This window comes from Sphingomonas glacialis, from assembly GCF_014653575.1.
GTDB lineage: Bacteria > Pseudomonadota > Alphaproteobacteria > Sphingomonadales > Sphingomonadaceae > Sphingomonas > Sphingomonas glacialis.
This window is the reverse complement of sequence record NZ_BNAQ01000002.1, coordinates 168,876-195,518: the sequence shown is the minus strand read 5'-3', so window position 1 is coordinate 195,518 and position 26,643 is coordinate 168,876. Positions and strand designations below refer to the sequence as shown.

Below are 26,643 nucleotides of genomic sequence, written 5' to 3'. Positions count from 1 at the left end.
TTTTCACTCCGCCGCAACCCCCGCGCGCGAGAACATATCCCCCGCGTCGCCGGCATCCTCGTTCGCCACCGGAACCCCGACGCCTGCCTTAGCCTTCTGGCGCTTGTCGAACCCGTCCCACACTTCGTTCCAATTCCCGCGCGTCGCCGCCTTCGAATATTCGGTGGCGCGCTGTTCGAAGAAGTTGGCGTGCTCGACGCCGTTGAGCATCGGCGCGAGCCAGGGGAGGGGGTGTTCGTCGATCATGTAGATCGGCTTCATCCCCAACTGCCCCAGCCGCCAGTCGGCGATGTAGCGGATGTACTTCTTGATCTCCTTGGGGGTCATGCCGTTGACCGGGCCCATCTCGAACGCGAGATCGATGAAATTGTCCTCGAGCCGGACGGTGTGCTGGCACATGTCGGCAATGTCGTCGCGCACCGACTTGGTCATGCAGTTGCGCTCGGCGCAGAAGGCGTGGAACAGCTTGATAATGCCCTCGCAGTGGAGGCTCTCGTCGCGGATCGACCAGGTGACGATCTGCCCCATGCCCTTCATCTTGTTGAAGCGCGGGAAGTTCATCAGCATGGCGAAGCTGGCGAAGAGCTGCAGCCCCTCGGTGAAGCCGCCGAACATCGCGAGCGTCTTGGCGATGTCCTCGTCGGTGTCGACGCCGAAGGTCTGCAGGTAATCGTGCTTGTCCTTCATCTCGCTATATTCGAGGAAGGCGCCGTATTCGCTCTCGGGCATGCCGATCGTGTCGAGCAGATGGCTGTACGCGGCGATGTGCACCGTTTCCATGTTGCTGAACGCGGCGAGCATCATCTTGATCTCGGTCGGCTTGAAGATGCGGCCGTATTTCTCGTGATAGCAATCCTGCACCTCGACATCGGCCTGGGTGAAGAAGCGGAAGATCTGCGTCAGCAGGTTGCGCTCATGGTCGCTGAGCTTCTGCGCCCAGTCGCGGCAATCCTCGCCCAAGGGCACTTCCTCGGGCATCCAGTGGATCTGCTGCTGGCGCTTCCAGAAATCGAACGCCCATGGGTATTCGAACGGCTTGTACTGCTTGCGGGCTTCGGTGAGGGACATGCGGTTTACTCCGGATACGAATTAGGAAGAATGGCTGAGGAGAACGGGAATCTGGACGGCGCCGAGGAAGAGCACATAGAGGGCGACGTAGCGGCGATTGCGGCGCTTGCGTTCGACATAGTCATGCGCCGCGTCGGGATCATCGGGTGCGTCGCGGACAGACACGGGGCGATAGACCAGCAGGGTGAGGCCCATCAGCAGCTCGGCCGCGACGATCGCTGGTCTGATATAGGCATCCCAGATCATGCCGCCACGCTCCAGCGCCACATCGCGCTCGCCGACATCAGCAGCACGATGCCGAGCGACAGCGCCATGATGCCGATCATGCGGAAGGCGTAGACCTTGCCGGGCGCGCTCGGCCGCGTGAGCGACAGCAGCAGGCCGGCGCCTAGAGCCGTGAACAGCGCGGCGACCGCGTACATGATGCCGATCGACAGGCTCATCGCGGGTCCCCGATCGGGCGGACCGCATGGAAGGCGTTGCGGAAGCGTAATGTTGGGATCATGCTGTGCCTCGTGCATCCAATGCCCCGACGGCGCGTTGGGGGATCGCAATCATAGCACAGGAGCTACCATCATGGTCGACGCATCGCAGATCAAAGAACATGCCGAAGTCATCGGCGCCGACGGCGTCCATGTCGGCACCGTCGACCATGTCGAGGGCGGCCGCATCAAGCTGACCAAGAAGGATTCGGGCGCGCAGGTCAACGAGGGCTCGGGGTCGCACGAAGGGCATCACCATTACATCTCGCTCGGCCTGGTCGCCGATGTCGAAGACGGCAAGGTGCGGCTCTCGGCGAACGGCGATGTCGCTGTGACCTTCGAAGAAGAGAAATGATCCCGCCTCCCTCTCCCCTTGTGGGAGAGGGAAGGGGCCCGCGCCGCAGGCGTGGGAAGGGTGAGGGGGCCGCTCAGTCACTGAGTGGCCCCTTTGCACATGTCCGGCAGATGCGGTGCGATCGCCGCGATCACGCCGTCGACGTTCGCCATCACGTCGGTGTTCCAGAAACGCAGCACGCTGTAGCCCTCGTCTTCGATGAAGCGCGTGCGCGCTTCGTCCGAAGTCGCGGTCTGCGCATGGGTGGCGCCGTCGATCTCGATCACCAGCCGTGCGGCGTGCGAGCAGAAATCGGCATGATAGGCCCCGAGCGGCACCTGGAAGCGGAACTTCGCGTCCGGGAAGGCCGAGCGGAGCGCGCGACGCATGTGCTTTTCCGGCTCGGTGGCATTGCGGCGGAGGTCGCGCGAGCGGAACGGGGTTAGCGCGGGCAGCAGCTGGCGCGTGGTCAGGCCGTCCGCATTCCCCCTCACCCTTCCCACGCCCTGCGGGCGCGGGCCCCTTCCCTCTCCCACAAGGGGAGAGGGAGGAAGGTCAGGAGGCGCTCCGTCCTTCACCTCACTGGCACGCCAGACACTCGTCGTAATCGGTCGTTTCGAACTCGTATTGCGGCTTCTCGATCGTGTTGTCGTTCTCGACCCCGCCGGCGAACCCAGCGCGTTGAATGCTCTTCGAGCGCAGGTAGTAGAGCGACTTCACGCCCAATTCCCACGCGCGGAAGTGGAGCATCAGCAAGTCCCACTTCTCGACGTCGGCGGGGATGAACAGGTTGAGCGAGGTCGACTGATCGATGAACGGCGTGCGATCGGCCTGGAGTTCGATCAGCCAGCGCTGGTCGATCTCGAAGCTCGTCTTGTAGCAATCCTTCTCGTCCTGGCTGAGGAAATCGAGATGCTGGACCGAGCCGCCCTGCTCGAGGATCGAATTCCAGATCGCGTCCGAATTCTTCGACTTCTCGATCAGCAGCTTTTCGAGATACGGATTCTTGATCGAGAACGAGCCCGACAGCGTCTTGTGCGTGTAGATGTTCGCCGGGATCGGCTCGATGCACGCCGAGGTGCCGCCGCAGATGATCGAGATCGACGCGGTCGGCGCGATCGCCATCTTGCAGCTGAAGCGCTCCATCACGCCCATGTCGGCGGCGTCGGGGCAGGGGCCGCGCTCCATCGCGAGGTGCATCGAGGCTTCGTCGACCTGGCCCTTGATGTGGCGGAACATCCGCAGGTTCCACGACTTGGCCATCGCGCCCTCGAAGGGCAGGCCGCGCGCCTGGAGGAAGCTGTGATAGCCCATCACGCCGAGGCCGACCGAGCGCTCGCGCATCGCCGAATAGGCGGCGCGCTCCATGCCGGGTTCGGCGCGGTCGATGAAATCCTGCAGGACGTTGTCGAGGAAGCGCATCACGTCCTCGATAAAGCCCTTCTCGTCCTTCCACTGGTCCCACGTCTCGAGGTTGAGCGAGGACAGGCAGCACACCGCGGTGCGGTCGTTGCCGAGATGGTCCTTGCCGGTCGGCAGCGTGATCTCCGAGCACAGGTTCGAGGTCGAGACCTTGAGCCCCAAGTCGCGGTGATGCTTGGGCATGCCCTTGTTCACGTGATCGGCGAAGACGATGTACGGCTCGCCGGTGGCAAGCCGCGTCTCGACGAGCTTCTGGAACAGGCCGCGCGCATCGACCGTCGCGCGGACCGAGCCGTCCTTCGGGCTCGTCAAATTCCACTCTTCGCCCGCGCGCACCGCTTCCATGAAGGCGTCGGTGATCAGCACGCCGTGATGGAGGTTGAGCGCCTTGCGGTTGAAATCGCCCGAGGGCTTACGGATTTCGAGGAATTCCTCGATCTCGGGGTGCGAGATGTCGAGATAGCAGGCCGCCGACCCGCGGCGCAGCGAGCCTTGCGAGATTGCGAGCGTCAGCGAATCCATCACGCGGACGAACGGGATGATGCCCGAGGTCTTGCCGTTGAGGCCGACCGGCTCGCCGATGCCGCGGACATTGCCCCAATAGGTGCCGATGCCGCCGCCGCGCGACGCGAGCCAGACGTTCTCGTTCCACGTGTCGACGATTCCGCCGAGGCTGTCGGGCACCGAATTGAGGAAGCACGAGATCGGCAGGCCGCGCCCGGTGCCGCCGTTCGACAGAACGGGCGTCGCGGGCATGAACCACAGCTTCGAGATATAGCCGTAGAGGCGCTGGGCGTGTGCGCCGTCATCGGCATAAGCCGAGGCGACACGCACGAACAGATCCTGGAAGGTCTCGCCCGGGAGCAGATAGCGATCGCGCAGCGTGTCCTTGCCGAAATCGGTCAACAGCGCATCGCGCGAATGATCGACCTCGACGGGATAGAGCTGGACGTGGATCTCCTTCGAATCGCCACGCGCGGCGAGCTTGCGATCGGCGGTGCCGCGACCGTCCTTGGCGGCGTCGTCGGCGGGTGCCGCAGCGGCGGCGAGCGCCTCGATCATATCGGTGGCCATGTCGGTACTCACTTCCCCGGTATCCCGAAAATCCATGTTTCGCGTCCCTGTAAACTCGTTCAAAATCGTGTCGACCGGGACCGCCTCTGTTCCCGATCCGTTCGAATCGGGAAGCGAGCTCCCAGCATAGCATTCCGTGGGCAAACGCGAGAACAAAAACAGACCGTCCCGCGCTACAATCGCAGTCCAGATCATTACCGCAATATAGGGTTGCGGTGTCTGATTCACTAGCTCTTGGGTTCGCCCCCGAACTCAACCCCTACAGATTGTGCCGGATCGCGCGGAGACACAAGACGGTAAATGACAGATTGGGGACTCGGTTCGTCGCTAATCCGCGGCGCTTCGCGGGCGTGCGGGCCAGGCCGGATACCGCGACGCGCGGTCAAAGCTGGCTTCGCTCAAACGCAAGAGACCGAAGCGGGAACGTGACAATATTTTCACGCCTCGGAGAAAAGCGTCGTCGGCAGCGTAACGATCGCATCGAGACCCCCGAGCGATGCTGCATCGAGCACCAGCGAGCCCCCATAGAGTGTCGCGAGTTCGTGTGCGATCGACAGGCCGAAGCCGTGGCCATCGCCGCGTTCATCGAGTCGCTGCCCGGCGGTGAGCGCGGCGGCGCGGGCCGCGGGCGCAATGCCCTGGCCGTCATCGGCGATGCTCAGGCGGATGAAGCGCGGATCGGGTGCGGGGGCGGCGTCGATCGTGATTCGCGATGCGGCGAAGCGCCACGCATTGTCGAGCAGATTGCCGATCAGCTCGTCGAGATCCTGCCGGTCGACCGCGACGCTGAGCGCGGGATCGATCGTCGCGCTCGCGCTGACGCCGCGATCGGCGTGGATCCGCGACAGCGCGGTGGTCAGGTCGGCGACGACGGGGGCGAGCGGGGTTGCGAAGCGCAAGCCGCTCCCCGGCGTCGCGGCGCGCGCGCGGCCGAGATGGTGGCGCACCGCCTGGTCGATCCGCGCGACCTGCGCGGCGAGCGTGCCGTCGGGATCGTGCGGCGGCAGCGCGAGCGCGAGTGTGGCGAGCGGCGTCTTGAGGCCGTGCGCGAGATTGGCGACGTGGGCGCGGGCATTGGCGAGCGCGGTCGCATTTTCGTCGAGCAGCGCGTTGATCTCGCGCGCGAGCGGGGCGAGCTCGGTCGGCTGGTCCTCGGGCAGCGCGCGCGCGGTTCCGGCGCGGATCGCGGCGAGGCCGGTGCGCATCGTCTTCAAGGGGCGCAGGCCGATGCGGAGCTGGACCAGCGTCGCTGTCGCCAGCGCGACGCCGAGCAGCAGCAGCGAGCCGAGCAGCGGCACCATCGCCGCGCGGAGCGGGCGGTCGACGAGCGCGCGCGGCGCCGAGGCGGTGATCCGCACCGCGCCGGCGGGGGTGGCGAGCGTCAGACTGCGCGCGTGGCGCATGCCATCCTCGCCATGCCAGTCGAGCGCTTGCGTGCCGTCGTGGTCGCGCGGGCCGTCGCCGTGTGCGCGTCGGCCATCGGGCGGGGGCGGCGGGCCGATCAGCGCTGACGCGGCGGATGAGGGAGCGGAGGGCGCTGGCAGGGAAAGCGGCGGCAAAGCGGGCGGCGGTGCGCGCCGCTGGCCGCGCGCTTGCAGCGCGGTGAGGGCGGGCGCGGCGGGCGAGGTGATCGTGCGGCCCGGCGCATCGATCCGCCAGCCCCAGCCGCCTTGCAGATCGTCATAGGGCGCGGCGAGGACGAGCCGCGCGCGGTCGATGCTGCCGTCGGGGCGGACGGCTTGCGCGAGCACCGCGATCTGCGCGTCGAGCCGGTCGTCGAGCCCGTGCATCACGAAGCGATCGAGCACCGCGCCGATCGTCACCGCGGCAAAGGCGAGCGCGGCGAGCGTGGCAACGAGCGCGGTGACGAGCAGGCGTCCGTAGAGCGAGCGTGGGAGGAGGGTCATGTCAGCCCTTTCGTCACCCCGGCCTTGTGCCGGGGCCCACCGTTCAACACCGGCTGCCGCGCGAGGGGCGAAGTGGACCCCGGCACAAGGCCGGGGTGACGGAAGAGGGCGGGGCCGCTCACCCCTCCACCACGCGATAGCCGCGTCCGCGGACGGTCTCGATCGCCTCGGCGCCGATCTTCTTGCGCAGCCGCCCGATGATCACTTCGAGCGAGTTCGAATCGGGATCCGAATCGCCTTCATAGACATGGTCGAGCAAATACAGCCGCTCGACGACGACGCCCTTCCTCAGCATCAGCGCCGAGAGCACGCGCCATTCGAGCGCGGTGAGCCGCAGCGGGAGACCGTCTAGCTCGACCTGCCCAGTCAGCGAATCGAAGGCGACACGGCCGCACACGATCCGCGCCGCGGCATTGCCCGTCGCGCGGCGGACCAGCGCGCGCAGCCGCATGACGAGTTCCTCGACGCGGAACGGCTTGGTCAGATAGTCGTCGGCGCCGGCGCGGAAGCCCGCGACCTTTTCCGACCAGCCGTCGCGCGCGGTGAGGATCAGTACGGGGAGCACGCGCCCCGCGGCGCGCCATTCCTCGAGCACGGTGATCCCCGATTTGATCGGCAGCCCGAGATCGAGCACCGCCGCGTCATAGCCGCCGGTATCGCCGAGATGCGCGCCGTCCTCGCCATTGGCGGCGACGTCGACCGCGAAATGCTCGGCGCGCAGGGCTTTCGCGATTCCCTCGGCGAGCGCCGTGTCGTCCTCGACCAATAAGATCCGCATGTCCTCAGTCCTTTGCACCGCGCGCTAGGCGGACTGCTTAAACCGAGACTGAACCGACAAGTTCAGCGCGGTGTCGGAACGCTCCCGTAGAAAGCGGGCATCAACCACGCAGGAGTGCAATGATGACCGACCAAATCGAAGGCCCCCAGGCCCCTCACGATACCGTGGCGGACGACCGCCCGCGCCGCAAGCTGCCTGTCCGCACCGCGATCGTGGGTGCCGCGCTGCTCGCGCTCGGCATCGGCGGCGGCGCGACGATCGCGCAGATGACCGGCCCTTCGGTCGAGATGGCGCCGCTCAAGGCGGTGGCGATCCGCTCGCTGACCGACAATGGCAGCGTGATCAGCGTGCGCGGCCGCGTTGCCGAAACCTATGGCCCGATGTTCGTGCTGACCGATGGCAGCGGGCGTGCGCTGGTCGATCTCGGGCGGCAGGGTGACGGCACCGGTCTCGTGAGCGCCGGGCAGGCCGTGACCGTTCAGGGGCATTATCGCCGCGGGATGATCCACGCTTCGTTCCTGGTGAGCGCCGACGGCAAGGTCGTCGCGCTGCGGCCGATGGGCCCGCCGCATCACGGTCCGGGTGGGCCGGATGGACCGGATGGGCCCGACGGTCCGCGCCACGGTCCGCGCGGTCCGGGCGTCGGACCCGATGGCGGCCCCGGCGCGAACGACGCTCCGCCGCCGCCACCCCCGCCTGCGATAGGCACGACCGCTCCGGTCGCCCCGGTGGTTCCGGGCGCCGTTCCGGCAGCGCCGGTAGCTCCTGCAGCAACCGGCAACTCCGCACGCTAAGGTGCCAACGGCTCCCCTCCCTTTCAGGGAGGGGAGGCGAAGGATGAGCGTCGCTCGCACCCCGCGGTGGCGCTCGGCAGGTGTGGCGCTTATCCCGCCTTGCGCACCGGGGCGGTGGTGGCCGCCGCGAGGCGCTCGAGGTTGAAGCTCTCTGCGAAGGCGAGGCCGGCCTTGCCATCGGCTGCCCAGCGCAGCGTGGCAGGGAACATCTGGTCCTCGAGCAGTTCGATCAACACTTCGAACTCGCCTGCTCCGGCCTCGACATCGATCCCGTCGATCATCGCGCCCGTCGTCGAGAGGTTGCGGATCCGCACCTCGCCGACAATGTCGCCCGCCTGAATCCGCGCAGTCCGCAGCATCGCGGTGCGTGGGCTCCGGCTGACGCGGAAGCCGTTGGCGATCGCGCGGCCGCCGCCCGCCGCGAGCTGCTCGAGCACGTCGGGCGCGCGCGCCGGCTTGCCATAGACATAGCCCTGGATGTGGCTGCAGCCGAGCTCGCGGATCAGCGCGATCTCGTCGTGATTCTCGACGCCCTCGGCGGTCGTCTCCATGCCGAGCGTCTCGGCGAGGCTGACGATCGCCTTGATGATCGCGGCGTTGCGGTTGCCCGCGATCGCCGCGCCGCGCACGAAGCTCTGGTCGATCTTGATCTTGTCGAACGGCGCCTTCTTCAAATAGCCGAGCGACGAATAGCCCGTCCCGAAATCGTCGAGCGCGAGCCGCACGCCGCAGCCCTTGAGCGTCCTGAACATCTGCTCGGTCGCGGCGTTTTCGTTGACGAACACGCCTTCGGTGATCTCGAGCTCGAGCCGATCGGGCGCGATCCCCGATTTGGCGAGCGCCGAGGTGACGACCGTCGGCAGTGCTGGATTGGCGAACTGGATCGGCGAGACGTTGACCGCGACGCGCACGTCCTTCGGCCAACACGCCGCATCGAGACACGCGGTGCGCAACACCCATTCGCCGATCGATTCGATCAGCCCGCAATCCTCGGCGACGGGGACGAAGTCGGCCGGGCTGATCAGCCCGCGCGTCGGATGCTCCCAGCGCAGCAGCGCCTCATAGCCGACGATCCGCTCGGTCTTGGTGCTGACGACGGGCTGATAGGCGACGAAGAACTGGTTGGCGGCAAGCGCGTCGCGCAGATCGTCCTCGAGCTGCTTGCGGCTCTGCGCGCCGGCGAGCATTTCGGGGCGGAAGAAGCGGTGGATGCCGCGCCCGTCGCCCTTGGCGGCATAGAGCGCGAGATCGGCGTTGCGCACCAGCGTCTCGGCGTCATGCCCGTCCTCGGGCGCGATCGCGACGCCGATCGAGCAGCCGATGCTGATCGCCGAGCCCTCGATCGTATAGGGTTGCGACAGGTCGAAGATCACGCGCCGCGCGAGATCGCCGAGCCGCGTGCGATCGGTCTCATTGGGCAGGATCACCTGGAATTCGTCGCCGCCCAGGCGTCCGACCAGCCCGTTGCCGCCAATCGCGCGCTGCAAGCGCTGCGCCACCTGCTTGAGCAGCGCGTCGCCGGTGTGGTGGCCGAGCGTGTCGTTGACGGCCTTGAAGCGATCGAGATCGAGCAGGAGCAGCGCGCTGGTGCGCGGCGCGACGCTGCTCGCGCTCAGCGTCTGTTCGAGCGATAGCCGCAGCCGCTGGCGGTTGGCGAGGCCGGTGAGCCCGTCGAACAGCGCGAGCCGCGTGATCTCGGCATCGGCGCGGCGCGTCTCGGTGAGATCGCTTCCGCTCCCGACAAAGCCGAGGAACGCGCCCGACGAATCGGCGATCGGCCGCCCCGAGATCGACCACCAGCGCTCGAGCTTGGCGCGGCTCGCGGGGCGGACCGAATAGTTCGAAAAGGCGGTGCGTGCGGCGAGGTGGAAGCCGAGCGTGCGCTCGGTCTCGGGCGAGGCGCTGTCCATGCGGAACAGCGTCGGCAGCGGCTGGCCGAGCGCGGGCGCATCGGGCGCGTCGAGTTCGGCGGCGACCTTGGCCGAGAGATAGCTGAGGCAGCCCTCGGCGTCGGTGCGCCAGAACCAGCCGTTCGAATGTCCTTCGAATTCATCGACCAGCAGCCGCGCGAGGCGATCGTGCGAGTCGCGTTCGGGGCAGATCGTAACGCTGCGCCGACGGGCCCAGAGGACACCGGCCGCAACGCCGCTAAGCCCCAGAGCGAGGGCCAGAATCAGGAGAAGAAGCGGCGAAATGGGCATCGTCGCCGCTATAGCGGGCGATCCTTTCCAAAATCCTTGTACCCTAGACAATCTTCGCGAGAACCGCGTGCGGCGGATGGCTTGGCGCGCGGCGGACATGGCTTTAAGGCCCGGCCCATAGGAGTAGCCCCATGACGACCATCATCCGCGAAGCCGATCTGATCGAAAGCGTCGCCGACGCGCTGCAATTCATCTCCTTCTATCATCCGATGGATTATATTCGCGCGCTGGGCGAAGCGTATGACGCCGAGCAGGGGCCGGCGGCGAAGGACGCGATCGCGCAGATCCTGACCAATTCGCGGATGTGCGCCGAGGGGCATCGCCCGATCTGCCAGGATACCGGCATCGTCAACGTCTTCATCAAATGGGGCATGGACTGCCGCTTCGACGATACCAGCCGCTCGCTGCAGGAGATCGTCGATCAGGGCGTGCGGCTCGCCTATCTCAACCCCGAAAACAAGCTGCGCGCCTCGGTGCTGGCGGACCCCGCCTTCACGCGCCGCAACACCAAGGACAACACGCCGTGCGTGCTGCATGTCGACATGGTGCCGGGGTCGCGCGTCTCGGTCGATGTCGCGGCGAAGGGCGGTGGCAGCGAGAACAAGTCGAAGTTCAAGATGATGAACCCGTCCGATTCGATCGTCGACTGGGTGCTCGAGATGCTGCCGCAGATGGGCGCCGGGTGGTGCCCGCCGGGGATGCTCGGGATCGGCATCGGCGGGACCGCCGAGCATTGCGTGCTGCTGGCGAAGCAGGCGCTGATGGAGCCGATCGACATGGGGCCTTTGAAGGCACGCGGGCCGAAGACCGACATCGAGGCGCTGCGGATCGAGATCTTCGACAAGGTCAACGCGCTCGGCATCGGCGCGCAGGGGCTCGGCGGGCTGTCGACCATCCTCGACGTCAAGATCATGGACGCGCCGTGCCATGCCGCGGGCAAGCCCGTCGCGATGATCCCCAATTGCGCGGCGACGCGGCACGCACATTTCGTGCTCGATGGATCGGGGCCGAGCTTCCTCGAGGCGCCCAAGCTGGATGAGTGGCCCAAGGTCGACTGGCAGCCCGACAGCGCCGCGATCCGCGTCGATCTCGATACGCTGACGCCCGAGATGGTGCAGGGCTGGAAGCAGGGCGACCGGCTTTTGCTCAACGGCAAGATGCTCACTGGGCGTGACGCCGCGCACAAGCGGATCAAGGACATGCTCGATGCCGGCGAGCCGCTGCCGGTCGATTTCGCCGGGCGTGTCATTTATTACGTCGGGCCGGTCGATCCGGTCGGTGATGAAGTGGTGGGGCCGGCGGGTCCGACGACGGCGACGCGGATGGACAAGTTCACGCGGATGATGCTCGACCAGGGGCTGCTCGCGATGGTCGGCAAGGCCGAGCGCGGGCCCGATGCGACCAAGGCGATCGCGGAAGGGCGGAGCGCCTATCTGATGGCGGTCGGTGGCGCTGCGTATCTGGTCGCGCGCGCGATCAAGGGATCGAAGGTGGTCGGCTTCGCGGATCTCGGGATGGAGGCGATCTACGAGTTCGAGGTCGAGGATTTCCCGGTGACGGTGGCGGTCGATTCGACTGGGGCGAACGTGCACCAGTTGGCGCCGCTGGTGTGGAAGGAGAAGATCGCACGCGAGGGGTTGCTGGTGTGAGGGGGCGATTGTCGGGAAACTCGCGTTCCGCTATTCGGAGTAGGTAGTACCTCCGACTACCGAGGTGGATACCATGCCGACATCGCTCAAGATCGATCCTGAAATGAAAAGCCGGATCCAGGCGCTGGCGCAGCAACGCGACCGCTCGGCGCACTGGATCATGCGCGAGGCGATCCGCGAATATGTCGATCGCGAAGAGGCTCGCGAAGGCTTCCGGCAAGAGGCGCTGGATGCCTGGATGGCGTATCAGGAAACCGGACGGCATCTCACGGCTGCGGAAACGATCGGCTGGCTCGAAAGCTGGGGGTCGGAGATTGAGCGCGAGGCGCCCGAGTGCCACGACTGATCGTCACGGAAGGCGCGGTTCGCGGGATCGCGCGCTGCCGCACTTTCCTTGCCGAGAAGAGCCCGCAAGCGGCGCAACGTGCCGGTGCCGAGATTTCCCGGCAGCTTCGCTTGCTCGAACGCAATCCGGCGATCGGCCGCCCCTATGCGGGCGACGCCGACCTGCGCGAGGTGGTCATCGGTTTTGGCACGGCGGGCTATGTCGCGCTGTATCGGCACGATCCGGCGGACGACGCCGTCTATGTCGTCGCGTTCCGCCATCAACGAGAGGCAGGCTATTGAAAGCGTTTCCGGTCGATCAAGCTGAGATTCGGTGATCGCCACTCCATTATGGCTCCCCGCCGCGCTGATCGGCGGGGCGTTGCAGGCGTGGCGGACGGCGGTGCAGCGGCGGGTGTCGCGCACGCTTTCGGTCAACGCTGCCGGATTGGTGCGCTATCTCTACGGCCTCCCGGTCGCGGTGTTTCTGGTCGTCGGGTATCAATACCTTGTGGCACCGGCCCCGTTTCCGACGCTCGGCGCGTGGTTTCTGCCCTTCTGCCTCGGCGGCGGGATCGCGCAGATCATCGCGACCAATTTGCTGCTGATGGCGTTCGGTGAGCGCAATTTCGTCGTCGGGACGGCCTATTCGAAGACCGAGGCGGTGCAGAGCGCCTTGCTGTCGGTGCTGCTGCTCGGCGATCATCTGAGCCTCTCGACCTGGACCGGCATCGGCTTCGGCGTGGCGGGCGTCATGGTGCTGTCGACGGGCGGCAAGCGGATGGGGCCGCTCGCCTTCCTGCGCGCGCTCGGGCAGCCGGCGGCGCGGTACGGGATTGCTTCGGGCTTCGCCTTTGCGTTGACGACGATTGGCATCCGCGCCGCGACGCAGGAAGTGCACACGCCCGATCACATCCGCGCCGCGCTGATCGTGCTGGCGGTGACGGTGGCGGCGCAGACGGTGCTGCAGGGCGCGTACGTCTATCTGCGCGAGCGCGACCAGGTTGCGCGCGTTTTCTCCGAATGGCGCGTTGCCGGGCAAGTCGGGCTGATGTCGTCGGTCGCCTCGGCGTGCTGGTTCACCGGGTTCGCGTCGGCGCCGGTCGCTTTGGTGCGGATCGTCGGTCAGGTCGAGGTCGCCTTCACGATGGCGTTTGCGCATTTCTATCTCGGCGAGAAGACCAGCCCGAGCGAGGTCGCCGGGCTTGTGTTGGTCGCGATCGGGGTCGTGCTGGCGTTGGCCGGCAGCCTGTGACGCGGGCGTGCGCACTGCTGGACCTCGCACGAAGTGTAGGTACGGCTGCGTAACGAGATCTGCTTGGGGGCGGCGCGGGAGAGTGCTAAGCGGCACGCGGGGGGATCCGACGTGGCGACATCGATGGTACCGGCGGGATATGAAGCATCACTCGATCGCGCGGGGCTCGCGCTCGGTGCGGGGGGCGTCGTCGGGGGGCTGTTCGCCGCGGGGTTGGTGACGATCGGCAGCGGGTTCGATCCGTTTCCGATGCTGATCGGTTTCCTCGTCGGCGCGGTGATCACCGCGATGGCGGCGGTCGCGATCGGCGGGCCGGTCTGGCTCGCGTGCCACGCGCTTGGGCGGCGCGGACCCGTGAGCGCGGTGAGCGTCGGGGCGCTGGCGGGCTTCGCGCTGTTTCTTGGCGGGCAGACCTATGGGTTCGGGATTTTCGCGATGCCGCAGGAAGACACGCCGACGCTGCTCTATCGCTGGATGAGCGCGATCGCGACGAGCCTGGTGCTGGCACTGGTGTCCGCGCTGATCGGCTTGACGATGTGGCGCGTGGCGTATCGCCGGGCGGGGTAGGTGGTGGCGGTGGGCGTGCGCCCATAAACCCCAAACCGCCACCCCGGCCTTGTGCCGGGCGCCACCGTGCCGCTTATCCCGCCGCCGCAGACTGTGCGGCACAGTGGACCCCGGGACGAGCCCGGGGTGACGCAGTGGGGTGATCGCGGTGCGGGCTCATACCTTCACCGGCATAATTCCCGCCCCGCGTGCTTACGGCTTCGCCGCCGGAGCGACCGGTGCCGGCGCTGCCGCCGGCGCTTCGGGCGGAGTGATGTCGCCGGGCTTGCAGTCGCCGGCGCGGGTCGAGACGATGCGCATCTGCATCGTGCCTTCCTTCGCGCCGGTGGCGGCATAGCCCTCGGTCTGCATCGTCATGTCCTGCTTGGTCGCGCTGTTGCTGCCATCGATCGTCATCTTGACGGTGCCGCCGGTCGGCTGCTTGCAGGTCGCCGCGACATGGATAGTGCCGCCCGACACGTCCTTCTTGCCAAAGGTGCAGTTCTGGCCGCGCGACGCCATCTGCTCCATCGCCTTGCCGAAATCTTCCTTGGCGGCGGCGGTGGGGGTCAAGCAGACCGATGTGCCCGCCATCGAATCGAACATCTTCTGCATCTGCGTCTTGGTTTCGGGCGTCGCGCCGCGGCCCTCGAGCTTGAGAATCTCGATCTTCTGCGACCAACTGCCGGCCTGGCGCTTGACCGGACCCGAGGGCGAACAGGCGACGAGCGCGAGGGAAGGCAAAGCGAGCAGCGTGGCCAGCGTGCGGAACGACATTGAAGAATCTCCCCGGGAGTGCGCGCGCCGGCGGTCGGCGTGCGTTGTCTGTTGGCGTGTTCCTTCCCATATTGCGCAGCTATGGCAATCCAGATTCGCACCAGTCTCGACGAGCCCGAAACCGGGCAGAGCTTCGTCCCCCATCGCCCGGCGCGTCCGCCCAAGGCCGAAGGCGGCAAGCGCTTCACGCTCGCCTCCGAATATACCGCGGCGGGCGACCAGCCGACCGCGATCGCCGAACTCGTCGCGCAGACGGAAGCCGGCGAGCGCGACCAAGTGCTGCTCGGCGTGACCGGATCGGGCAAGACCTTCACCATGGCCAAGGTGATCGAGGCGGTGCAGCGCCCCGCGCTGATTCTCGCGCCGAACAAGATCCTGGCGGCGCAGCTGTACGGGGAAATGAAGTCGTTCTTCCCCGACAATGCCGTCGAATATTTCGTATCCTATTACGATTATTATCAGCCCGAGGCGTATGTCGCGCGCTCGGACACCTACATCGAAAAGGAGTCGTCGACCAACGAGGCGATCGACCGGATGCGGCATTCGGCCACCCGCTCGCTGTTGGAGCGCGACGATGTGATCATCGTCGCCTCGGTGTCGTGCCTCTACGGTATCGGCTCGGTCGAGACTTATTCGGCGATGATCTTCGACCTCAAGAAGGGGCAGACAGTCGACCAGCGCGAGATCGTGCGCAAGCTCGTGGCGTTGCAATACAAGCGCAACGACGCGGCGTTCCAGCGCGGCAATTTCCGCGTGCGCGGCGACAATCTCGAGCTGTTCCCGTCGCATTACGACGACACCGCCTGGCGCATCTCGTTCTTCGGCGACGAGATCGAGGAGATCGTCGAGTTCGATCCGCTGACGGGGAAGAAGATCGCGAGCCTCAATTCGGTGCGCGTCTATGCCAACAGCCACTATGTGACGCCGGGGCCGACGCTCAAGCAGGCGATGGAGGCGATCAAGTTCGAACTGTCCGAGCGGCTCAAGGAACTGGTGCCCGAGGGTAAGCTGCTCGAGGCGCAGCGGCTGGAGCAGCGGACGAACTTCGACCTCGAGATGATCGCGGCGACGGGTAGCTGCGCAGGGATCGAGAATTATTCGCGCTTCCTTACCGGCCGGATGCCGGGCGAGCCGCCACCCACTTTGTTCGAATATCTGCCCGAGAATGCGCTGCTGTTCGTCGACGAGAGCCATGTCACCGTCGGCCAGATCAACGGCATGTCGCGCGGCGATCACCGCCGCAAGCTGACGCTCGCCGAATATGGTTTCCGCCTGCCGTCGGCGATCGACAACCGCCCGCTGCGCTTCAACGAGTGGGACGCGATGCGCCCGCAGACGACCTATGTCTCGGCGACGCCGGGCGCGTGGGAGATGGAGCAGACCGGTGGCGTGTTCGCCGAGCAGGTCATCCGCCCGACCGGGCTGATCGACCCGCCGATCGAGATCAAGCCGGTCGAGGAGCAGGTGCAGGATCTGATCGTCGAGGCGCGCAAGACCGCCGAGCTCGGCTATCGCACGCTGGTGACGACGCTGACCAAGCGGATGGCGGAGGATCTCACCGAGTTCATGCACGAAGCAGGCCTGCGCGTTCGCTACATGCACAGCGACGTCGAGACGTTGGAGCGTATCGAGTTGATCCGCGACCTGCGGCTTGGCGTGTACGACGTGCTGATCGGCATCAACCTGCTGCGCGAGGGGCTCGATATCCCGGAGTGCGGGCTGGTCGCGATCCTCGATGCCGACAAGGAGGGCTTCCTGCGCTCCGAGACGTCGCTGATCCAGACGATCGGCCGCGCGGCGCGTAACGTCGACGGGCGCGTGATCCTTTATGCCGATCGCATCACGGGCTCGATGGAGCGGGCGATGAACGAGACCGGGCGGCGGCGCGAGAAGCAGCTGGCGTACAATGCCGAGCATGGCATCACCCCGACGACGATCCGCCGCAATATCGGCGACATCATCCAGGACGTCGCTAGCCGCGACCAGGTGACGGTGGAGATCGACGAGGACCGGCCGCACATGGTCGGGCATAACCTGCGCGCGTATATCGAGGATCTCGAGAAGCAGATGCGCACGGCCGCGGCGGATCTCGAGTTCGAGACTGCGGGCAGGTTGCGCGACGAGATCCGGCAATTGGAGCAGGAGGAGCTCGGGCTGCCGGTCGACCAGCAGAAGGCGCCGGTGATGGGGCGCTCGGGGCGCTCGAACGAGGGCAAGCCGGGGACGCGCAAGACACGCTATGGCAAGAGCCAGAAGATCCGGGCTGGAATGGCGGGGAGTTCGCGGCGGGCGCGGTGACATATGGGTGGAAGCTGCCTGCCTTCATGGTTGGCTATTCCCGCAGCGTGATCCATGAGAATGCCCCAAGGAGCATTTTCATGATCCGCACTTTCGCTGACTCGGAAAGCGAGCGCGTCTGGAACCGAGAGCGTAGCCGAAAGCTGCTGCCCGATATTCAGCAACGCGCGATGCGCAAGCTTACGGTTTTGGATGCTGCCCTGTCGCTTGACGAACTTGGAAACCAGCGCGGGAACCGGCTTCACGCGTTGAGGGATGATCGCGCAGGCCAGCACAGCATTTCAATTAATGACCAATGGCGTATATGTTTCGTCTGGAAGGCTGGAGACGCGTATGACGTCGAGATTGCAGACTATCACTAATCCGGATTGGCTCGACAACGATCATGCCGGTCAAATGCTGGTCACCGAGTTTCTCGAACCCGAAGAGTTGAGCGTCGAGCGGCTTGCCGACGATATCGGGGTCGCGTCAGAGCGCCTCACCGAGGTCATCGAAGGCATCCGTCCGGTCGACGCCGATCTCGATCTGCGCCTTGGCCGCTATTTCGGTATGTCAGAAGGCTTTTTTCTGCGCCTTCAGGACCGGTACGAAATCGTCGAAGCCAAGCGCGCCCTGAACGGCGCGCTCGACCGCATCGTGCCGCGCGCCGCTTAACCCAGCGACAGATCCTCGCCCGCCACATCATAATATTTCGAGACGCGATCGGCATAGGCCTGGTCGAACTCGGGCGCATTCGCCGCCCAGCTCGGGCCGCCCTCGAGCACGCGGCGGTCGATCGTCACGACGTAGGTGTCGTTGACCGGATCGAATGCGAGCAGCGAGAAGGGGATCGGATAGTAGGCCTTGCCCATGCCGAGGAAGCCGCCGATCGACAGCACCGCATAGACCGCGCGGCCGGTGCGCTTGTTGACCATCAACGAGAACAGCGTGCCGATCTTGTCGCCGTCGCGACTGCGGATCGGCATCGTGTCGGCTTTGTTCGACTGGAGCAGCAATTGGGTCGGTTCGGTCTGGGCCATGGATCTCTTCCTTCGTGTCGCGAGCGTAACGGCGCGTGGGCCATTGCGGTTCCCTGGGACATCAACGATCGCACCCCGGGGGCTGGTTCCCGCGGATAAGCGCGTTTGGTGAGCGCCAGTCGACACGGATTCGGGGTGGAGCGCGGGCGGCAGCGGTTGAGCGAGGCGATCGCTTCGCGCATAGACCTGCCATGTCCCTGACTCCCGCTCGCTTCGCCCCGCCACGCCTTGCTGTCGTCGCCACGCTCCTGGTCCTTGCCGGTTGCGTCGGAAATCCCGCACCGCCGCGTGCCGTCGCCCCGACGGTTGCGGCGCCGCGCCCGGTTCCGGTGGCGCCGCCCCCCGCGCCGCTCGCCGCCGACTGGCGCGATTGGCCGGTGACGCCGGGCGACTGGACGTACCGCGTCGACACACGCGGATCGATCGCGCTGTTCGGGGTGCCCGGCGCCGACGCGGTGTTGACGCTGCGCTGCGACCGGCAGACCAACACGGTGTATCTCTCGCGCCAAGGGCAGGCGCGCGGCCCGCTGACGCTGCGGACGTCGAGCCTGGCGCGCAGCGTGACGGTCCAGCCGACCGGCGCCGCGCCGGCCTATGTCGCGACCGCGCTGACGCCGCGCGACGGGATCCTCGATGCGATGGTGTTCAGCCGCGGGCGGTTCCTGGTCGAGCAGGCCGGGATGCCGACGCTGGTCGTTCCCGCCTGGGCCGAAGTCGGCCGCGTGACCGAGGATTGCCGCCGCTGATCGGGATGCCGCGCGGTACGATAAACCGACTTTGGGCAGGCCGAAGAGAATCGTCGAAACAGGCCCATAATACAAGACTTGTTTCGTCTAAAAATATGATTCAAACCTGAGTCGTGACCAGGCCTGGTCACGCTGTTTTAACTGGCGAAAGGAGGTGATCCGATGTCTCATGGTTCAGCAATGGGGTCGGTTCAGTTCGTTCGGAGGACGCACCGCTAGGCCTTTGAGGCTAGTCCTGCGACGATGGGGCGGGGGGTATTCTCCCCCAGTCAACGCCACCGATTGTCGAGGCTTTGCGGTACGCATGGTCCTCCAAGCTGGAGCTTCCGGCCGCTGACCATGTCAGGAGGTTGCCGATGTCCTCGAAAAGGGCATCGGCAGCCTCTTTTCATGTCCGGGGTCGGGGGCGGGCGGGCTTCGCGATTGTGCTCTTGCCAGTGACGATCTGCTTGTCGCCGATGCGGCGATGACCCATGATCGCGCGATGGCGCGGGTCTGGCTGCGTCGCTCGACCGGAGACCAAGATGCGCTTCACGCTGTCGCTGCTGCTTTCGACCATTCTCGCCGGAGCCGCGCACGCGCAGACGCTCCCGGACGTTACCGAAAAATCGATCGATCAGGTCCAGGCGATGATGGCGGCGGGCACGAGCAGCGCGGCGATCACCCAGGCCTATCTCGCGCGCATCGCGGCGATGGACCGGACCGGGCCGACGCTGCGCGCGGTGATCGCGACCAATCCCGATGCGATCGCGCAGGCGCGCGCTGCCGATGCGCGGCGCAAGGCGGGCAAGCCGCTCGGGCCGCTCGACGGCGTGCCGGTGCTGATCAAGGACAATATCGAGACCAGGGATCCGATCGCGACGACCGCGGGGAGCCTCGCGCTCAAGGACAACATCACGCGCCGCGACGCGCCGCTGGTGACGAGCCTGCGCAAGCAGGGCGCGGTGATTCTCGGCAAGACCAACCTGTCCGAATGGGCCAATATCCGCTCGACGCACTCGATGAGCGGATGGAGCGCGGTCGGCGGGCTGGTGCGCAATCCGTATGCGCTCGACCGGACCTCGTGCGGCTCGTCGAGCGGATCGGGCGCGGCGGTGGCGGCGAGCTTTGCCGCGGCAGCGGTCGGGACCGAGACCGATGGATCGGTGGTGTGTCCGTCCTCGATGAACGGGCTGGTCGGTTTGAAACCGACGCTCGGCATGATCAGCCGGACGCATGTCGTGCCGATCAGCCACAGCCAGGACACGCCCGGCCCGATGGCGCGCAGCGTGCGCGACGCGGCGGTGCTGTTCAACGGGATGATCGGCGTCGATCCGGCCGATCCGGCGACCAAGGGCACCGCCAAATATGCGCATGACTTCGCCGCGCCGCTGGCGAGCGCTTCGCTGGCCGGGGTGCGTATCGCCGTGCTGCATCCCGAAATGTCCGAGTTGCTCAAGGCCAAATATGCCGCGGCGCTGGCGGTGTTGAAGGCGCAGGGCGCGGTGCTGGTCGATGTCACGCCGCCCAAGCTCGACGGGTTGGGCGAGGCCGAATTGCTGGTGCTGCAGACCGAACTCAAGGCCGATCTCAACACCTATCTCGCGACCACGCCGCAAGCGGTGAAGACGCGCACAGTCGCCGATGTCATCGCGTTCGATCGCGCCGAAGCGACGCGCGAAATGCCGTTCTTCCAGCAGGAGACCTTCGAGGCAGCCGAACAGACGCGCGGCCTCGCCGATGCTGAATATCTCGGCGCGCGCGCGAAATCGCTGCGGCTGGCGGGCAAGGAGGGGATCGACGCGATGCTGGCAACCGCCAATGCGACGCTGATCGTCGCGCCGACCTACGGCATGCCGTGGCTGTCCGACACGGTCTCGGGTGATGGCGGTGAGGGGCCGAGTGCTGCCGGGCTGCCCGCGGTGGCGGGATATCCGCATCTGACGGTGCCGATGGGGCTGGTGCGCGGGGTGCCGGTCGGGGTGTCGTTCATTGCGACCGCGTGGGCCGACCAGAGCGTGCTCAACGCTGGGTATGTCTATGAACAAGCGGCGCATGCGCGGGTTATACCGACCTATTCCGCGACCAATGATGCCGGGCCGGGGCTGGACGGCGCACGCTGAGCTAACTCCCCTCCCTTCCAGGGAGGGGAGGCGTCCCCCGGGAGGCGGGCGCGATTCAGCGTTCGAGCAGCTCGCTGCGGACGTGGATCGCCGATAGCGAGATGCGCACCTCTAGCAGGAACCCGATCAGCGAGGAAATCAGCAGCGCCATCGCGAGAATGAAGATCACCGCGACGATCGTGCCGATATGCAGTGCGAACAGGCTGGCGACGAACAGCAAGGCAACGACGATGCACGTCATCGCAGCGCTCGACACCGCAAGCACGAGCGAGCGATTGATCACCGTCATCCGCCGGTCGAGCAGCCGGAGTTCCCAGACGTGACGGTCATGCTCGGGGCCGCTCGACAGCGGGTGCCATTCCTCGACGACACGCGCGCGATCGACGACGCGCGCCAGCCGCCCGGCGAGCACGTTGAGCAGCTGCCCGATCGCGGCGAGCATGAAGATCGGCGAAAGCGACAGCTGGATCGTCTGGGCGATCGTCGAGACGGCGGGGTAGGGGTTCATCGTGGCCCTTTGTGGAATGCGGCTGGCGCGGGCGCAAGGCGTCGGCCACAGATTGGTAACCCTGCTGCTTTAGACGTGTTCCAATGACCAAGCCGATGCTGCTCTCCGACTTCACCCGGCTGCCGTCGCGCACGCGTGCCAGCGTGGGCGCCGGGCTGTCGGGCGCGATCGACATCGTTGCCGATGCAGCGGCACCGAGCCACGCGTTCCTGCGCTATGCCTGGTATGCGGCGGCGCTTGCGGCGTATGGCGGGGCGGCGCGGACGATAATGGTCGAGGAAGACGACCTGCCGGTGATCGCGCTGCCGTTCGTGCGAGTCGGGCCGGCGATCGCACGGGTCGCGACGATCCCTGGAAGCTATTGGCCGTTTCGCAGCTTTCCGATTCACCGCCACGCCGATGTGCCTGCGGTCGATGCCTTGCTCGACATGCTCTCGCGCAGCGTCAACGCATTGCGGATCGGCCCGGTGGTCGATGGCGATCCGGCGCTCGAGGCGCTGCTGCCGCGGGCGCGCACAAAGGGGTGGGCAGTGCTCGACCGCTTCGTCGCGAACAGCTTCGTGCTCGACGTGCAGCAGCCCGACTGGCCGCGCGGATCGACGCTGCGCAAGAACCGCTTTCACGAGAAGCATCTCGCCGAGCATGGCGCGCTCGACTGGCGCTTCGTCGGCGCGGGGGAGTGGGATGCGGCGTTCGATCAGCTTGCGGCGGTCGAGCAGAAGAGCTGGATCGCGGCGAGGACCGATGGTCGCGATGCCAAGTTCACGGACGAGGGGCATGGCGGCTTCTGGCGAGAAGTGGCGCGCGATCCGGTCGTCGCCGCGATGCTGTCGGCCGCGGTGCTGAGCATCGATGGCGCGCCGTCGGCGTTTTCGTTCGATCTCGATGCCGGCACGACGCGCTATGCGATCGCCAACAGCTATGACCCGGCGTTCGCCAAGCATTCGCCGGGCAAGCTGCTCTATTATCGCAACCTCGTTCGCGCACGGGCGGCAGGCTTGCGCAGCGTCGATTGGGGCGCGGGCGACAGCGGCTACAAGACGACGCTCGGCGCGGAGCAGGGCCCGGCGTTGCGCGACTGGCTGCTGGTACGGCCCGGTGTGCCGGCGTTCGTCGGGGCGATGTTCAAGAGGCGCTGGGCGGCGAGTGGGAATCCGGGCGGGTAAGGCAGCAACGACAGGACCCAAGCCGGTCTCGCGGCGTTTAGACGGGCATGGATGAGATCGAACGCGTTCGGATTGAAATGGAAGCTGCGGCGGAGGCGCTCGATTTCGAGCAAGCGCGGCGACTGCGCGACCGGCTCGCTTTGCTGCGCGGCGGCGCCAGCGCCGCGGAAGCCGCCGAGGCCGAGACCGTCGGCCTGATCCGCCAGCAGCCCGGCGCAATGGGGCTGGGGACGAGCCAGCAACGGATGACACCTCCGCCGGGGTGGAAGAAGCCGGTCAAGCCCGATCCGATGACCAAAGGGCGTTCGCGCAAGAGGTGATTAGCGCGCCGTCGTCACCCCGGCCTTGTGCCGGGGCCCACCGTGATCCGCGTACTGAGGTCGTGGCGCGCGCGTCCCGGTGGGCCCCGGCACAAGGCCGGGGTGACGGGCGTGGGGAGCGGATCACACCGGCGGCAAGTGATCCAGCAGCTTGTCGACCGTGATCGGATAGTCGCGCACGCGGATGCCCGTTGCGTTGAACACCGCATTGCCGATCGCTGCGCCGCAGCCCGAGATGCCGAGCTCGCCGATGCCCTTGGCATGGATCGGGTTGGCGAACTGGTCGCGCTCCTCGAGGAAATGCACCTCGATCTGCGGCACGTCGGCATTCACTGGCACGTGATATTCGCCGAGATCGTGGTTCACCAGCTTGCCGTTGCGCGGGTCGTGGACGAGGTCCTCGGTCAGCGCCGCGCCGATCCCGAAGGTCATCCCGCCGAGGCACTGCGAGCGCGCGGTCTTGGCGTTGAGGATGCGCCCTGCCGAGAACACGCCGAGCATCCGGCGGACGCGGACTTCGCCGGTGGTCGCGTTGACGCCGACTTCGACGAAATGCGCGCCGTAGCTCGACTGCTTGCGCTCCTTCTCCATCTTGCCCGGTGCGATCGATCCGACCGCCTCGATCCCGTCGCCGACGAGCGAGCCGAGCGAGACCTGGCGGTTGTCGGCGATCGCCCGGCCATCCTTCAGCGTCAGCGCCTCGGGGTCGCAGCCCATCGCCTTGGCAAGCTTCTCGCGCAGCATCTCGCACGCGAGATAGACCGCCGAGCCGCTCGACCCTGCGCCCCACGAGCCGCCCGAACCTGCCGCATCGGGCAGATCGGTATCGCCGAGCACGACGCTGACCTGATCGAGCGGGAGCCCGAGCAGTTCGCCGGCGATCTGGCCGAGGATCGTGTAGCTGCCGGTGCCGATGTCGGTCATCGCCGAGCTGACGGTCGCGCGACCATTGGCGTCGATCGCGACCTTGGCCGAGGATTCCATCAGCATGTTGGTGCGCACCGCAATGGCGACGCCCATGCCGATCATCCACTCGCCGTCGCGCACCTGGCCCGGCGTCGCGTTGCGCTTCGACCAGCCGAACTTTTTTGCGCCCTCTTCCAGGCAGCGGACGAGCTGGCGCGTCGAGAAGGGGATTTTCTCCTCGGGGTCCTCGCTCGGCTCGTTCTGCTTCCAGAAGTCGATCGGGTCGACGCCGAGCTTGTGACACAGTTCGTCGAGCGCAGCCTCGGTCGCCATCATGCCGACCGCTTCGCCGGGCGCGCGCATCGACCCCGACAGCAGCCAGTCGAGCTCGACCAGATCATGGTTGATCAGCCGGTTCTCGCCCGAATAAGCGAAATGCGTGCCGATGCCGGTCGGCTCGAAAAAGCCCTCGCCGGGGAGGTTGCTCGTCAGCGTCTCGTGGCCGACGCCGGTCAGCTTGCCCGCGCCATCAACCGAAAAGCGCACGCGCTGCTCGGTGTTCGAGCGTCGAACGGTGGTTTCGAACACTTGCGGGCGCGTCATCACGGCTTTGACCGGGCGGCCGAGCTGCTTTGCGGCAACCGCGGCGGCGACCGATTCGGGCGCGATGCCGAGCTTGGAGCCGAACCCGCCGCCGATGTAATGCGCGATGATCCGGACCTTCTTGTCGCTGACGCCGAGCGACTTGGCGAGCTGGCTCTTGTCCGAGGTCGGCATCTGGTACGAGCCGTACAGCGTCAGCGCGCCGTCTTCGTCCCATACCGCGATCGAGGCGTGCGGCTCCATCGCGGAGCTGTTCTGGCTCGGCGTTGTATAGGTGACATCGACCGAGGTCGCGGCGTCCGCCATCGCCTTTTCGACATCGCCCTGCTTGAAGTGTGCGGGGATATTGTTGGGCGGCGGCTTGGTGGTTTCGTCCTTGTGGGCCTCGAAATCGAAGCGGCCCTCGGCTTCCTCATATTCGACCTTGAGGCGAATGCCGGCGTCGCGCGCGGCTTCATAGCTTTCGGCGAGCACGATCGCGACGATCTCGCCGAAATAATGGACGTCCTGCACGCCCTGCGTCGGGGCGCTGGTTTCGCCGCCCTGCTGCGAGTTCTGCAGGAAGGTCTTGAAGTCGGTGACGACGTCGATCACGCCGGGGATCGCGCGGACGCTGTCGGCATCAACCTTGTTGACCTTGCCGCGCCCGAACTTGGTGCCGACGAGATAGCCGTAAGCGAGGTTGGGGATCTGATACTCGGCCGAATAGGTCGCCTGGCCGGTGACCTTGAGCGGGCCTTCCTTGCGGTCGAGCGGGCGGCCGATGATCCCCTGGCTGCCGCTGTCGAGCAGGCTGGCGGGGACGGGCTTGTCCATCTTGAGGCTGTTGGTGTTGCTCATGCGGTCAACTCACGCAGGCACGCGATCAGCGTGCGTTTCATCAGCGGGATCTTGAAGTCGTTCGACCCGTAGCCCTGTGCATCGGCGAGTAGGATATCTGCCGCCGCGGCGAAGACTTCGTCGGACGGCGCCATGCCGATCAGCGCTTCCTCGACGCGGCTGTCGCGCCACGGCATCGGCCCGAGCCCGCCGAAAGCGAGCTGTGCCGTGGCGATCTTGCCGTTCTCGACCGAGACGAGCCCGGCGACCGAGACCAAAGCGAACGCATAAGACGCGCGGTCGCGGACCTTGCGGTAAAGCTGCTTGCCGGCGACGGGGGCGGGCAGTTCGACATGCGTGATCAGCTCGCCGGGCTCCAGCACGGTCTCGATTTCGGGCGTGTCGCCGGGGAGGCGATAGAAATCGTGGATGCTGATCCGGCGGCGGTCGCCGCCCGGGGTGAGCGTGATGATCGTCGCGTCGAGCGCGCGCATCGCGACGGGCATGTCGCCGGGGTGCGTGGCGATGCACGAGTCGCTGGCGCCGAGGATCGCGAGGATGCGATTGTATCCGCCGATCGCCGAGCAGCCGCTGCCGGGTGTGCGCTTGTTGCACGCCATTGCGGGGTCGTAGAAATAGTAGCAGCGCGTCCGCTGGAGCAGATTGCCGCCGGTCGTCGCCTTGTTGCGCAGCTGGCCCGAGGCGCCCGCGAGCAGGGCGCGGCTGAGCACTTCGTATTTCTCGCGCACGCGAGTGTCGGCGGCGAGATCGCTGTTGGGGACGAGCGCGCCGATCAGCAGGCCGCCGTTGTCGGTGTCTTCGATCTTGGCGAGATCGAGCCGGCTGATGTCGACGAGCTTGTCGGGCGTCTCGACCTGCAGCTTCATCAAGTCGAGCAAATTGGTGCCGCCCGCGATGAAGCGCGTGCCCGCGCCGACGAAGCCGACGGCTTCCTCGACGCTCGCGGGCTTTTCGTAGGTGAAGGTCTTCATGCCTTGGCCTCCGCCACGTCGCGGATCGCGTCGACGATGTTGGGATAGGCGGCGCAGCGGCAGAGGTTGCCGCTCATCCGCTCGGAGATTTCGCCATCGTTGAACTCGACGTCGCCGAGCGTCTCGCTGACGTGGCTCGGCCAGCCCTTCTTGACCTCGTCGAGCATGCCGACCGCCGAGCAGATCTGCCCCGGGGTGCAATAACCGCACTGGTAGCCGTCATGCTTGACGAACGCGGCTTGCAGCGGGTGGAGATCCTCGGGCGTGCCGAGGCCCTCGATCGTGGTGATCTCGTCGTCCTGGTGCATCACCGCGAGCGACAGGCAGCTGTTGATGCGACGGCCGTTGACCAGAACGGTGCAGGCGCCGCACTGGCCGTGATCGCAGCCCTTTTTCGAGCCGGTCAGGCCAAGATGCTCGCGCAGCAGATCGAGCAGCGAGGTTCGAATGTCGGGTTCGGCGGTGTAGGCCGTTCCATTGATGGTGAAGTGCATGTCAGACCCCTGCGGTTCGGCGAGGTAAACGCGCATTTCGGAATTCAGGTCCGCACGCG

Annotated in this window: 28 protein-coding genes; 14 read left to right on the top strand and 14 right to left on the bottom strand. The window is 66.5% G+C overall.

The annotated features are described in order from the left end of the window. Positions 1-3: 3 nt before the first annotated feature. Genes IE187_RS07600 through IE187_RS07590 form a run of 3 tightly spaced genes read right to left on the bottom strand, consistent with a single transcriptional unit; the run spans position 4 to position 1,511 of the window. Positions 4-1,068 (bottom strand): ribonucleotide-diphosphate reductase subunit beta, encoded by a 1,065-nt coding sequence (locus IE187_RS07600; RefSeq protein ID WP_140851713.1) that lies wholly within the window; start codon positions 1,066-1,068, stop codon positions 4-6. Between the two features lie 21 nt (positions 1,069-1,089). Further along, positions 1,090-1,335 (bottom strand): hypothetical protein, encoded by a 246-nt coding sequence (locus tag IE187_RS07595; protein ID WP_189675749.1) that lies wholly within the window; start codon positions 1,333-1,335, stop codon positions 1,090-1,092. Next, positions 1,311-1,511, bottom strand: a complete 201-nt coding sequence (locus IE187_RS07590) for a hypothetical protein (protein ID WP_189675748.1) — start codon at positions 1,509-1,511, stop codon at positions 1,311-1,313. Before IE187_RS07590 ends, IE187_RS07595 begins: the two co-directional genes overlap by 25 nt. A 133-nt stretch (positions 1,512-1,644) precedes the next feature. Here IE187_RS07590 and IE187_RS07585 point away from each other — a divergent pair, with 133 nt between their 5' ends. Then, complete coding sequence (locus IE187_RS07585) at positions 1,645-1,905, top strand: DUF2171 domain-containing protein (RefSeq protein WP_133186647.1); 261 nt, start codon at positions 1,645-1,647, stop codon at positions 1,903-1,905. 77 nt (positions 1,906-1,982) lie between these two features. On the opposite strand, the gene IE187_RS07580 is transcribed toward IE187_RS07585, so the two are convergent. The 4 genes from IE187_RS07580 to IE187_RS07565 all read right to left on the bottom strand — a co-directional run bounded on the left by IE187_RS07580 (position 1,983) and on the right by IE187_RS07565 (position 7,065). Next, positions 1,983-2,378 (bottom strand): endonuclease domain-containing protein, encoded by a 396-nt coding sequence (locus tag IE187_RS07580; protein WP_189675747.1) that lies wholly within the window; start codon positions 2,376-2,378, stop codon positions 1,983-1,985. 85 nt (positions 2,379-2,463) lie between these two features. Next, positions 2,464-4,416: a ribonucleoside-diphosphate reductase subunit alpha gene (locus tag IE187_RS07575; protein ID WP_133186651.1), complete on the bottom strand. Its 1,953-nt coding sequence runs from the start codon at positions 4,414-4,416 to the stop codon at positions 2,464-2,466. Between the two features lie 401 nt (positions 4,417-4,817). Next, positions 4,818-6,287: a sensor histidine kinase gene (locus tag IE187_RS07570; RefSeq protein ID WP_189675746.1), complete on the bottom strand. Its 1,470-nt coding sequence runs from the start codon at positions 6,285-6,287 to the stop codon at positions 4,818-4,820. 118 nt (positions 6,288-6,405) lie between these two features. Next, on the bottom strand, positions 6,406-7,065 hold the full coding sequence (locus tag IE187_RS07565; RefSeq protein WP_133186655.1) for a response regulator: 660 nt from the start codon (positions 7,063-7,065) through the stop codon (positions 6,406-6,408). Positions 7,066-7,187: 122 nt separating this feature from the next. On the opposite strand from IE187_RS07565, the gene IE187_RS07560 reads away from it, so the two are divergent. After that, positions 7,188-7,859 (top strand): hypothetical protein, encoded by a 672-nt coding sequence (locus tag IE187_RS07560; protein WP_229839292.1) that lies wholly within the window; start codon positions 7,188-7,190, stop codon positions 7,857-7,859. A gap of 89 nt (positions 7,860-7,948) precedes the next feature. On the opposite strand, the gene IE187_RS07555 is transcribed toward IE187_RS07560, so the two are convergent. Continuing rightward, positions 7,949-10,060 carry a putative bifunctional diguanylate cyclase/phosphodiesterase gene (locus tag IE187_RS07555; RefSeq protein ID WP_189675745.1) on the bottom strand — a complete coding sequence of 704 codons (2,112 nt, stop codon included), beginning with the start codon at positions 10,058-10,060 and terminating at the stop codon, positions 7,949-7,951. A 131-nt stretch (positions 10,061-10,191) separates the two neighbouring features. Here IE187_RS07555 and IE187_RS07550 point away from each other — a divergent pair, with 131 nt between their 5' ends. From IE187_RS07550 to IE187_RS07530, 5 genes are all read left to right on the top strand, one after another. Further along, positions 10,192-11,709 carry a fumarate hydratase gene (locus IE187_RS07550; protein ID WP_189675744.1) on the top strand — a complete coding sequence of 506 codons (1,518 nt, stop codon included), beginning with the start codon at positions 10,192-10,194 and terminating at the stop codon, positions 11,707-11,709. Between the two features lie 73 nt (positions 11,710-11,782). Then, positions 11,783-12,055, top strand: coding sequence for a CopG family ribbon-helix-helix protein (locus IE187_RS07545; protein ID WP_189675743.1), 273 nt, complete (start codon positions 11,783-11,785; stop codon positions 12,053-12,055). Further along, a complete protein-coding gene (locus IE187_RS07540) occupies positions 12,043-12,336 on the top strand; it encodes a type II toxin-antitoxin system RelE/ParE family toxin (protein WP_189675742.1) in 294 nt (97 codons plus the stop codon). Before IE187_RS07545 ends, IE187_RS07540 begins: the two co-directional genes overlap by 13 nt. Positions 12,337-12,367: 31 nt before the next feature. Then, positions 12,368-13,288 (top strand): EamA family transporter, encoded by a 921-nt coding sequence (locus IE187_RS07535; protein ID WP_189675741.1) that lies wholly within the window; start codon positions 12,368-12,370, stop codon positions 13,286-13,288. 111 nt (positions 13,289-13,399) lie between these two features. After that, complete coding sequence (locus tag IE187_RS07530; RefSeq protein ID WP_229839291.1) at positions 13,400-13,855, top strand: hypothetical protein; 456 nt, start codon at positions 13,400-13,402, stop codon at positions 13,853-13,855. Between the two features lie 192 nt (positions 13,856-14,047). Here IE187_RS07530 and IE187_RS07525 read toward each other — a convergent pair whose 3' ends face one another. Further along, a complete protein-coding gene (locus IE187_RS07525) occupies positions 14,048-14,611 on the bottom strand; it encodes a DUF3617 domain-containing protein (RefSeq protein WP_189675740.1) in 564 nt (187 codons plus the stop codon). 81 nt (positions 14,612-14,692) lie between these two features. Here IE187_RS07525 and uvrB point away from each other — a divergent pair, with 81 nt between their 5' ends. The 3 genes from uvrB to IE187_RS07510 all read left to right on the top strand — a co-directional run bounded on the left by uvrB (position 14,693) and on the right by IE187_RS07510 (position 17,563). Then, on the top strand, positions 14,693-16,909 hold the full coding sequence (gene uvrB, locus IE187_RS07520) for an excinuclease ABC subunit UvrB (RefSeq protein WP_189675739.1): 2,217 nt from the start codon (positions 14,693-14,695) through the stop codon (positions 16,907-16,909). Between the two features lie 80 nt (positions 16,910-16,989). After that, positions 16,990-17,271 (top strand): type II toxin-antitoxin system RelE/ParE family toxin, encoded by a 282-nt coding sequence (locus IE187_RS07515; protein ID WP_189675738.1) that lies wholly within the window; start codon positions 16,990-16,992, stop codon positions 17,269-17,271. Positions 17,272-17,305: 34 nt separating this feature from the next. Continuing rightward, the gene (locus IE187_RS07510) at positions 17,306-17,563 is read left to right on the top strand and encodes a HigA family addiction module antitoxin (protein WP_229839290.1); all 258 of its coding nucleotides are present in this window, start codon (positions 17,306-17,308) and stop codon (positions 17,561-17,563) included. On the opposite strand, the gene IE187_RS07505 is transcribed toward IE187_RS07510, so the two are convergent. After that, a complete protein-coding gene (locus IE187_RS07505) occupies positions 17,560-17,928 on the bottom strand; it encodes a PRC-barrel domain-containing protein (RefSeq protein ID WP_133186673.1) in 369 nt (122 codons plus the stop codon). The genes IE187_RS07510 and IE187_RS07505 overlap by 4 nt on opposite strands. A 191-nt stretch (positions 17,929-18,119) precedes the next feature. Between IE187_RS07505 and IE187_RS07500 the strand changes: the two genes are divergently transcribed. Continuing rightward, on the top strand, positions 18,120-18,674 hold the full coding sequence (locus IE187_RS07500) for a hypothetical protein (RefSeq protein ID WP_189675737.1): 555 nt from the start codon (positions 18,120-18,122) through the stop codon (positions 18,672-18,674). Between the two features lie 524 nt (positions 18,675-19,198). Further along, entirely contained in the window at positions 19,199-20,776 is a 1,578-nt protein-coding gene (locus tag IE187_RS07495) for an amidase (protein ID WP_189675736.1), read from the top strand. A gap of 55 nt (positions 20,777-20,831) precedes the next feature. Here the strand turns inward: IE187_RS07495 and IE187_RS07490 are convergent, their stop codons facing one another. Then, entirely contained in the window at positions 20,832-21,284 is a 453-nt protein-coding gene (locus IE187_RS07490) for a DUF2721 domain-containing protein (protein WP_133186679.1), read from the bottom strand. An 83-nt stretch (positions 21,285-21,367) separates the two neighbouring features. Between IE187_RS07490 and IE187_RS07485 the strand changes: the two genes are divergently transcribed. Both IE187_RS07485 and IE187_RS07480 read left to right on the top strand, forming a co-directional pair. Beyond that, positions 21,368-22,450 (top strand): GNAT family N-acetyltransferase, encoded by a 1,083-nt coding sequence (locus tag IE187_RS07485; protein WP_189675735.1) that lies wholly within the window; start codon positions 21,368-21,370, stop codon positions 22,448-22,450. A gap of 47 nt (positions 22,451-22,497) precedes the next feature. Next, entirely contained in the window at positions 22,498-22,770 is a 273-nt protein-coding gene (locus IE187_RS07480) for a UvrB/UvrC motif-containing protein (protein WP_189675734.1), read from the top strand. Positions 22,771-22,893: 123 nt separating this feature from the next. Here IE187_RS07480 and IE187_RS07475 read toward each other — a convergent pair whose 3' ends face one another. From IE187_RS07475 to IE187_RS07465, 3 genes are read right to left on the bottom strand one after another with little or no spacing between them, the layout of a single operon-like run. Next, entirely contained in the window at positions 22,894-25,119 is a 2,226-nt protein-coding gene (locus IE187_RS07475) for a xanthine dehydrogenase family protein molybdopterin-binding subunit (protein WP_189675733.1), read from the bottom strand. Further along, positions 25,116-26,090: an FAD binding domain-containing protein gene (locus tag IE187_RS07470; protein WP_189675732.1), complete on the bottom strand. Its 975-nt coding sequence runs from the start codon at positions 26,088-26,090 to the stop codon at positions 25,116-25,118. Before IE187_RS07470 ends, IE187_RS07475 begins: the two co-directional genes overlap by 4 nt. Continuing rightward, positions 26,087-26,584 (bottom strand): 2Fe-2S iron-sulfur cluster-binding protein, encoded by a 498-nt coding sequence (locus IE187_RS07465; protein ID WP_140851689.1) that lies wholly within the window; start codon positions 26,582-26,584, stop codon positions 26,087-26,089. Before IE187_RS07465 ends, IE187_RS07470 begins: the two co-directional genes overlap by 4 nt. Positions 26,585-26,643 lie beyond the last annotated feature (59 nt).

Coding starts and splice junctions, on each gene's coding strand:
- IE187_RS07600 (WP_140851713.1), bottom strand. CDS start 1,068: ATGTCCCTCACCGAAGCCCGCAAGCAGTACAAGCCGTTCGAATACCCA.
- IE187_RS07590 (WP_189675748.1), bottom strand. CDS start 1,511: ATGAGCCTGTCGATCGGCATCATGTACGCGGTCGCCGCGCTGTTCACG.
- IE187_RS07585 (WP_133186647.1), top strand. CDS start 1,645: ATGGTCGACGCATCGCAGATCAAAGAACATGCCGAAGTCATCGGCGCC.
- IE187_RS07575 (WP_133186651.1), bottom strand. CDS start 4,416: ATGGATTTTCGGGATACCGGGGAAGTGAGTACCGACATGGCCACCGAT.
- IE187_RS07570 (WP_189675746.1), bottom strand. CDS start 6,287: ATGACCCTCCTCCCACGCTCGCTCTACGGACGCCTGCTCGTCACCGCG.
- IE187_RS07565 (WP_133186655.1), bottom strand. CDS start 7,065: ATGCGGATCTTATTGGTCGAGGACGACACGGCGCTCGCCGAGGGAATC.
- IE187_RS07560 (WP_229839292.1), top strand. CDS start 7,188: ATGACCGACCAAATCGAAGGCCCCCAGGCCCCTCACGATACCGTGGCG.
- IE187_RS07555 (WP_189675745.1), bottom strand. CDS start 10,060: ATGCCCATTTCGCCGCTTCTTCTCCTGATTCTGGCCCTCGCTCTGGGG.
- IE187_RS07550 (WP_189675744.1), top strand. CDS start 10,192: ATGACGACCATCATCCGCGAAGCCGATCTGATCGAAAGCGTCGCCGAC.
- IE187_RS07545 (WP_189675743.1), top strand. CDS start 11,783: ATGCCGACATCGCTCAAGATCGATCCTGAAATGAAAAGCCGGATCCAG.
- IE187_RS07525 (WP_189675740.1), bottom strand. CDS start 14,611: ATGTCGTTCCGCACGCTGGCCACGCTGCTCGCTTTGCCTTCCCTCGCG.
- uvrB (WP_189675739.1), top strand. CDS start 14,693: ATGGCAATCCAGATTCGCACCAGTCTCGACGAGCCCGAAACCGGGCAG.
- IE187_RS07515 (WP_189675738.1), top strand. CDS start 16,990: ATGATCCGCACTTTCGCTGACTCGGAAAGCGAGCGCGTCTGGAACCGA.
- IE187_RS07510 (WP_229839290.1), top strand. CDS start 17,306: ATGCTGGTCACCGAGTTTCTCGAACCCGAAGAGTTGAGCGTCGAGCGG.
- IE187_RS07505 (WP_133186673.1), bottom strand. CDS start 17,928: ATGGCCCAGACCGAACCGACCCAATTGCTGCTCCAGTCGAACAAAGCC.
- IE187_RS07500 (WP_189675737.1), top strand. CDS start 18,120: ATGTCCCTGACTCCCGCTCGCTTCGCCCCGCCACGCCTTGCTGTCGTC.
- IE187_RS07495 (WP_189675736.1), top strand. CDS start 19,199: ATGCGCTTCACGCTGTCGCTGCTGCTTTCGACCATTCTCGCCGGAGCC.
- IE187_RS07490 (WP_133186679.1), bottom strand. CDS start 21,284: ATGAACCCCTACCCCGCCGTCTCGACGATCGCCCAGACGATCCAGCTG.
- IE187_RS07485 (WP_189675735.1), top strand. CDS start 21,368: ATGACCAAGCCGATGCTGCTCTCCGACTTCACCCGGCTGCCGTCGCGC.
- IE187_RS07480 (WP_189675734.1), top strand. CDS start 22,498: ATGGATGAGATCGAACGCGTTCGGATTGAAATGGAAGCTGCGGCGGAG.
- IE187_RS07475 (WP_189675733.1), bottom strand. CDS start 25,119: ATGAGCAACACCAACAGCCTCAAGATGGACAAGCCCGTCCCCGCCAGC.
- IE187_RS07470 (WP_189675732.1), bottom strand. CDS start 26,090: ATGAAGACCTTCACCTACGAAAAGCCCGCGAGCGTCGAGGAAGCCGTC.
- IE187_RS07465 (WP_140851689.1), bottom strand. CDS start 26,584: ATGCACTTCACCATCAATGGAACGGCCTACACCGCCGAACCCGACATT.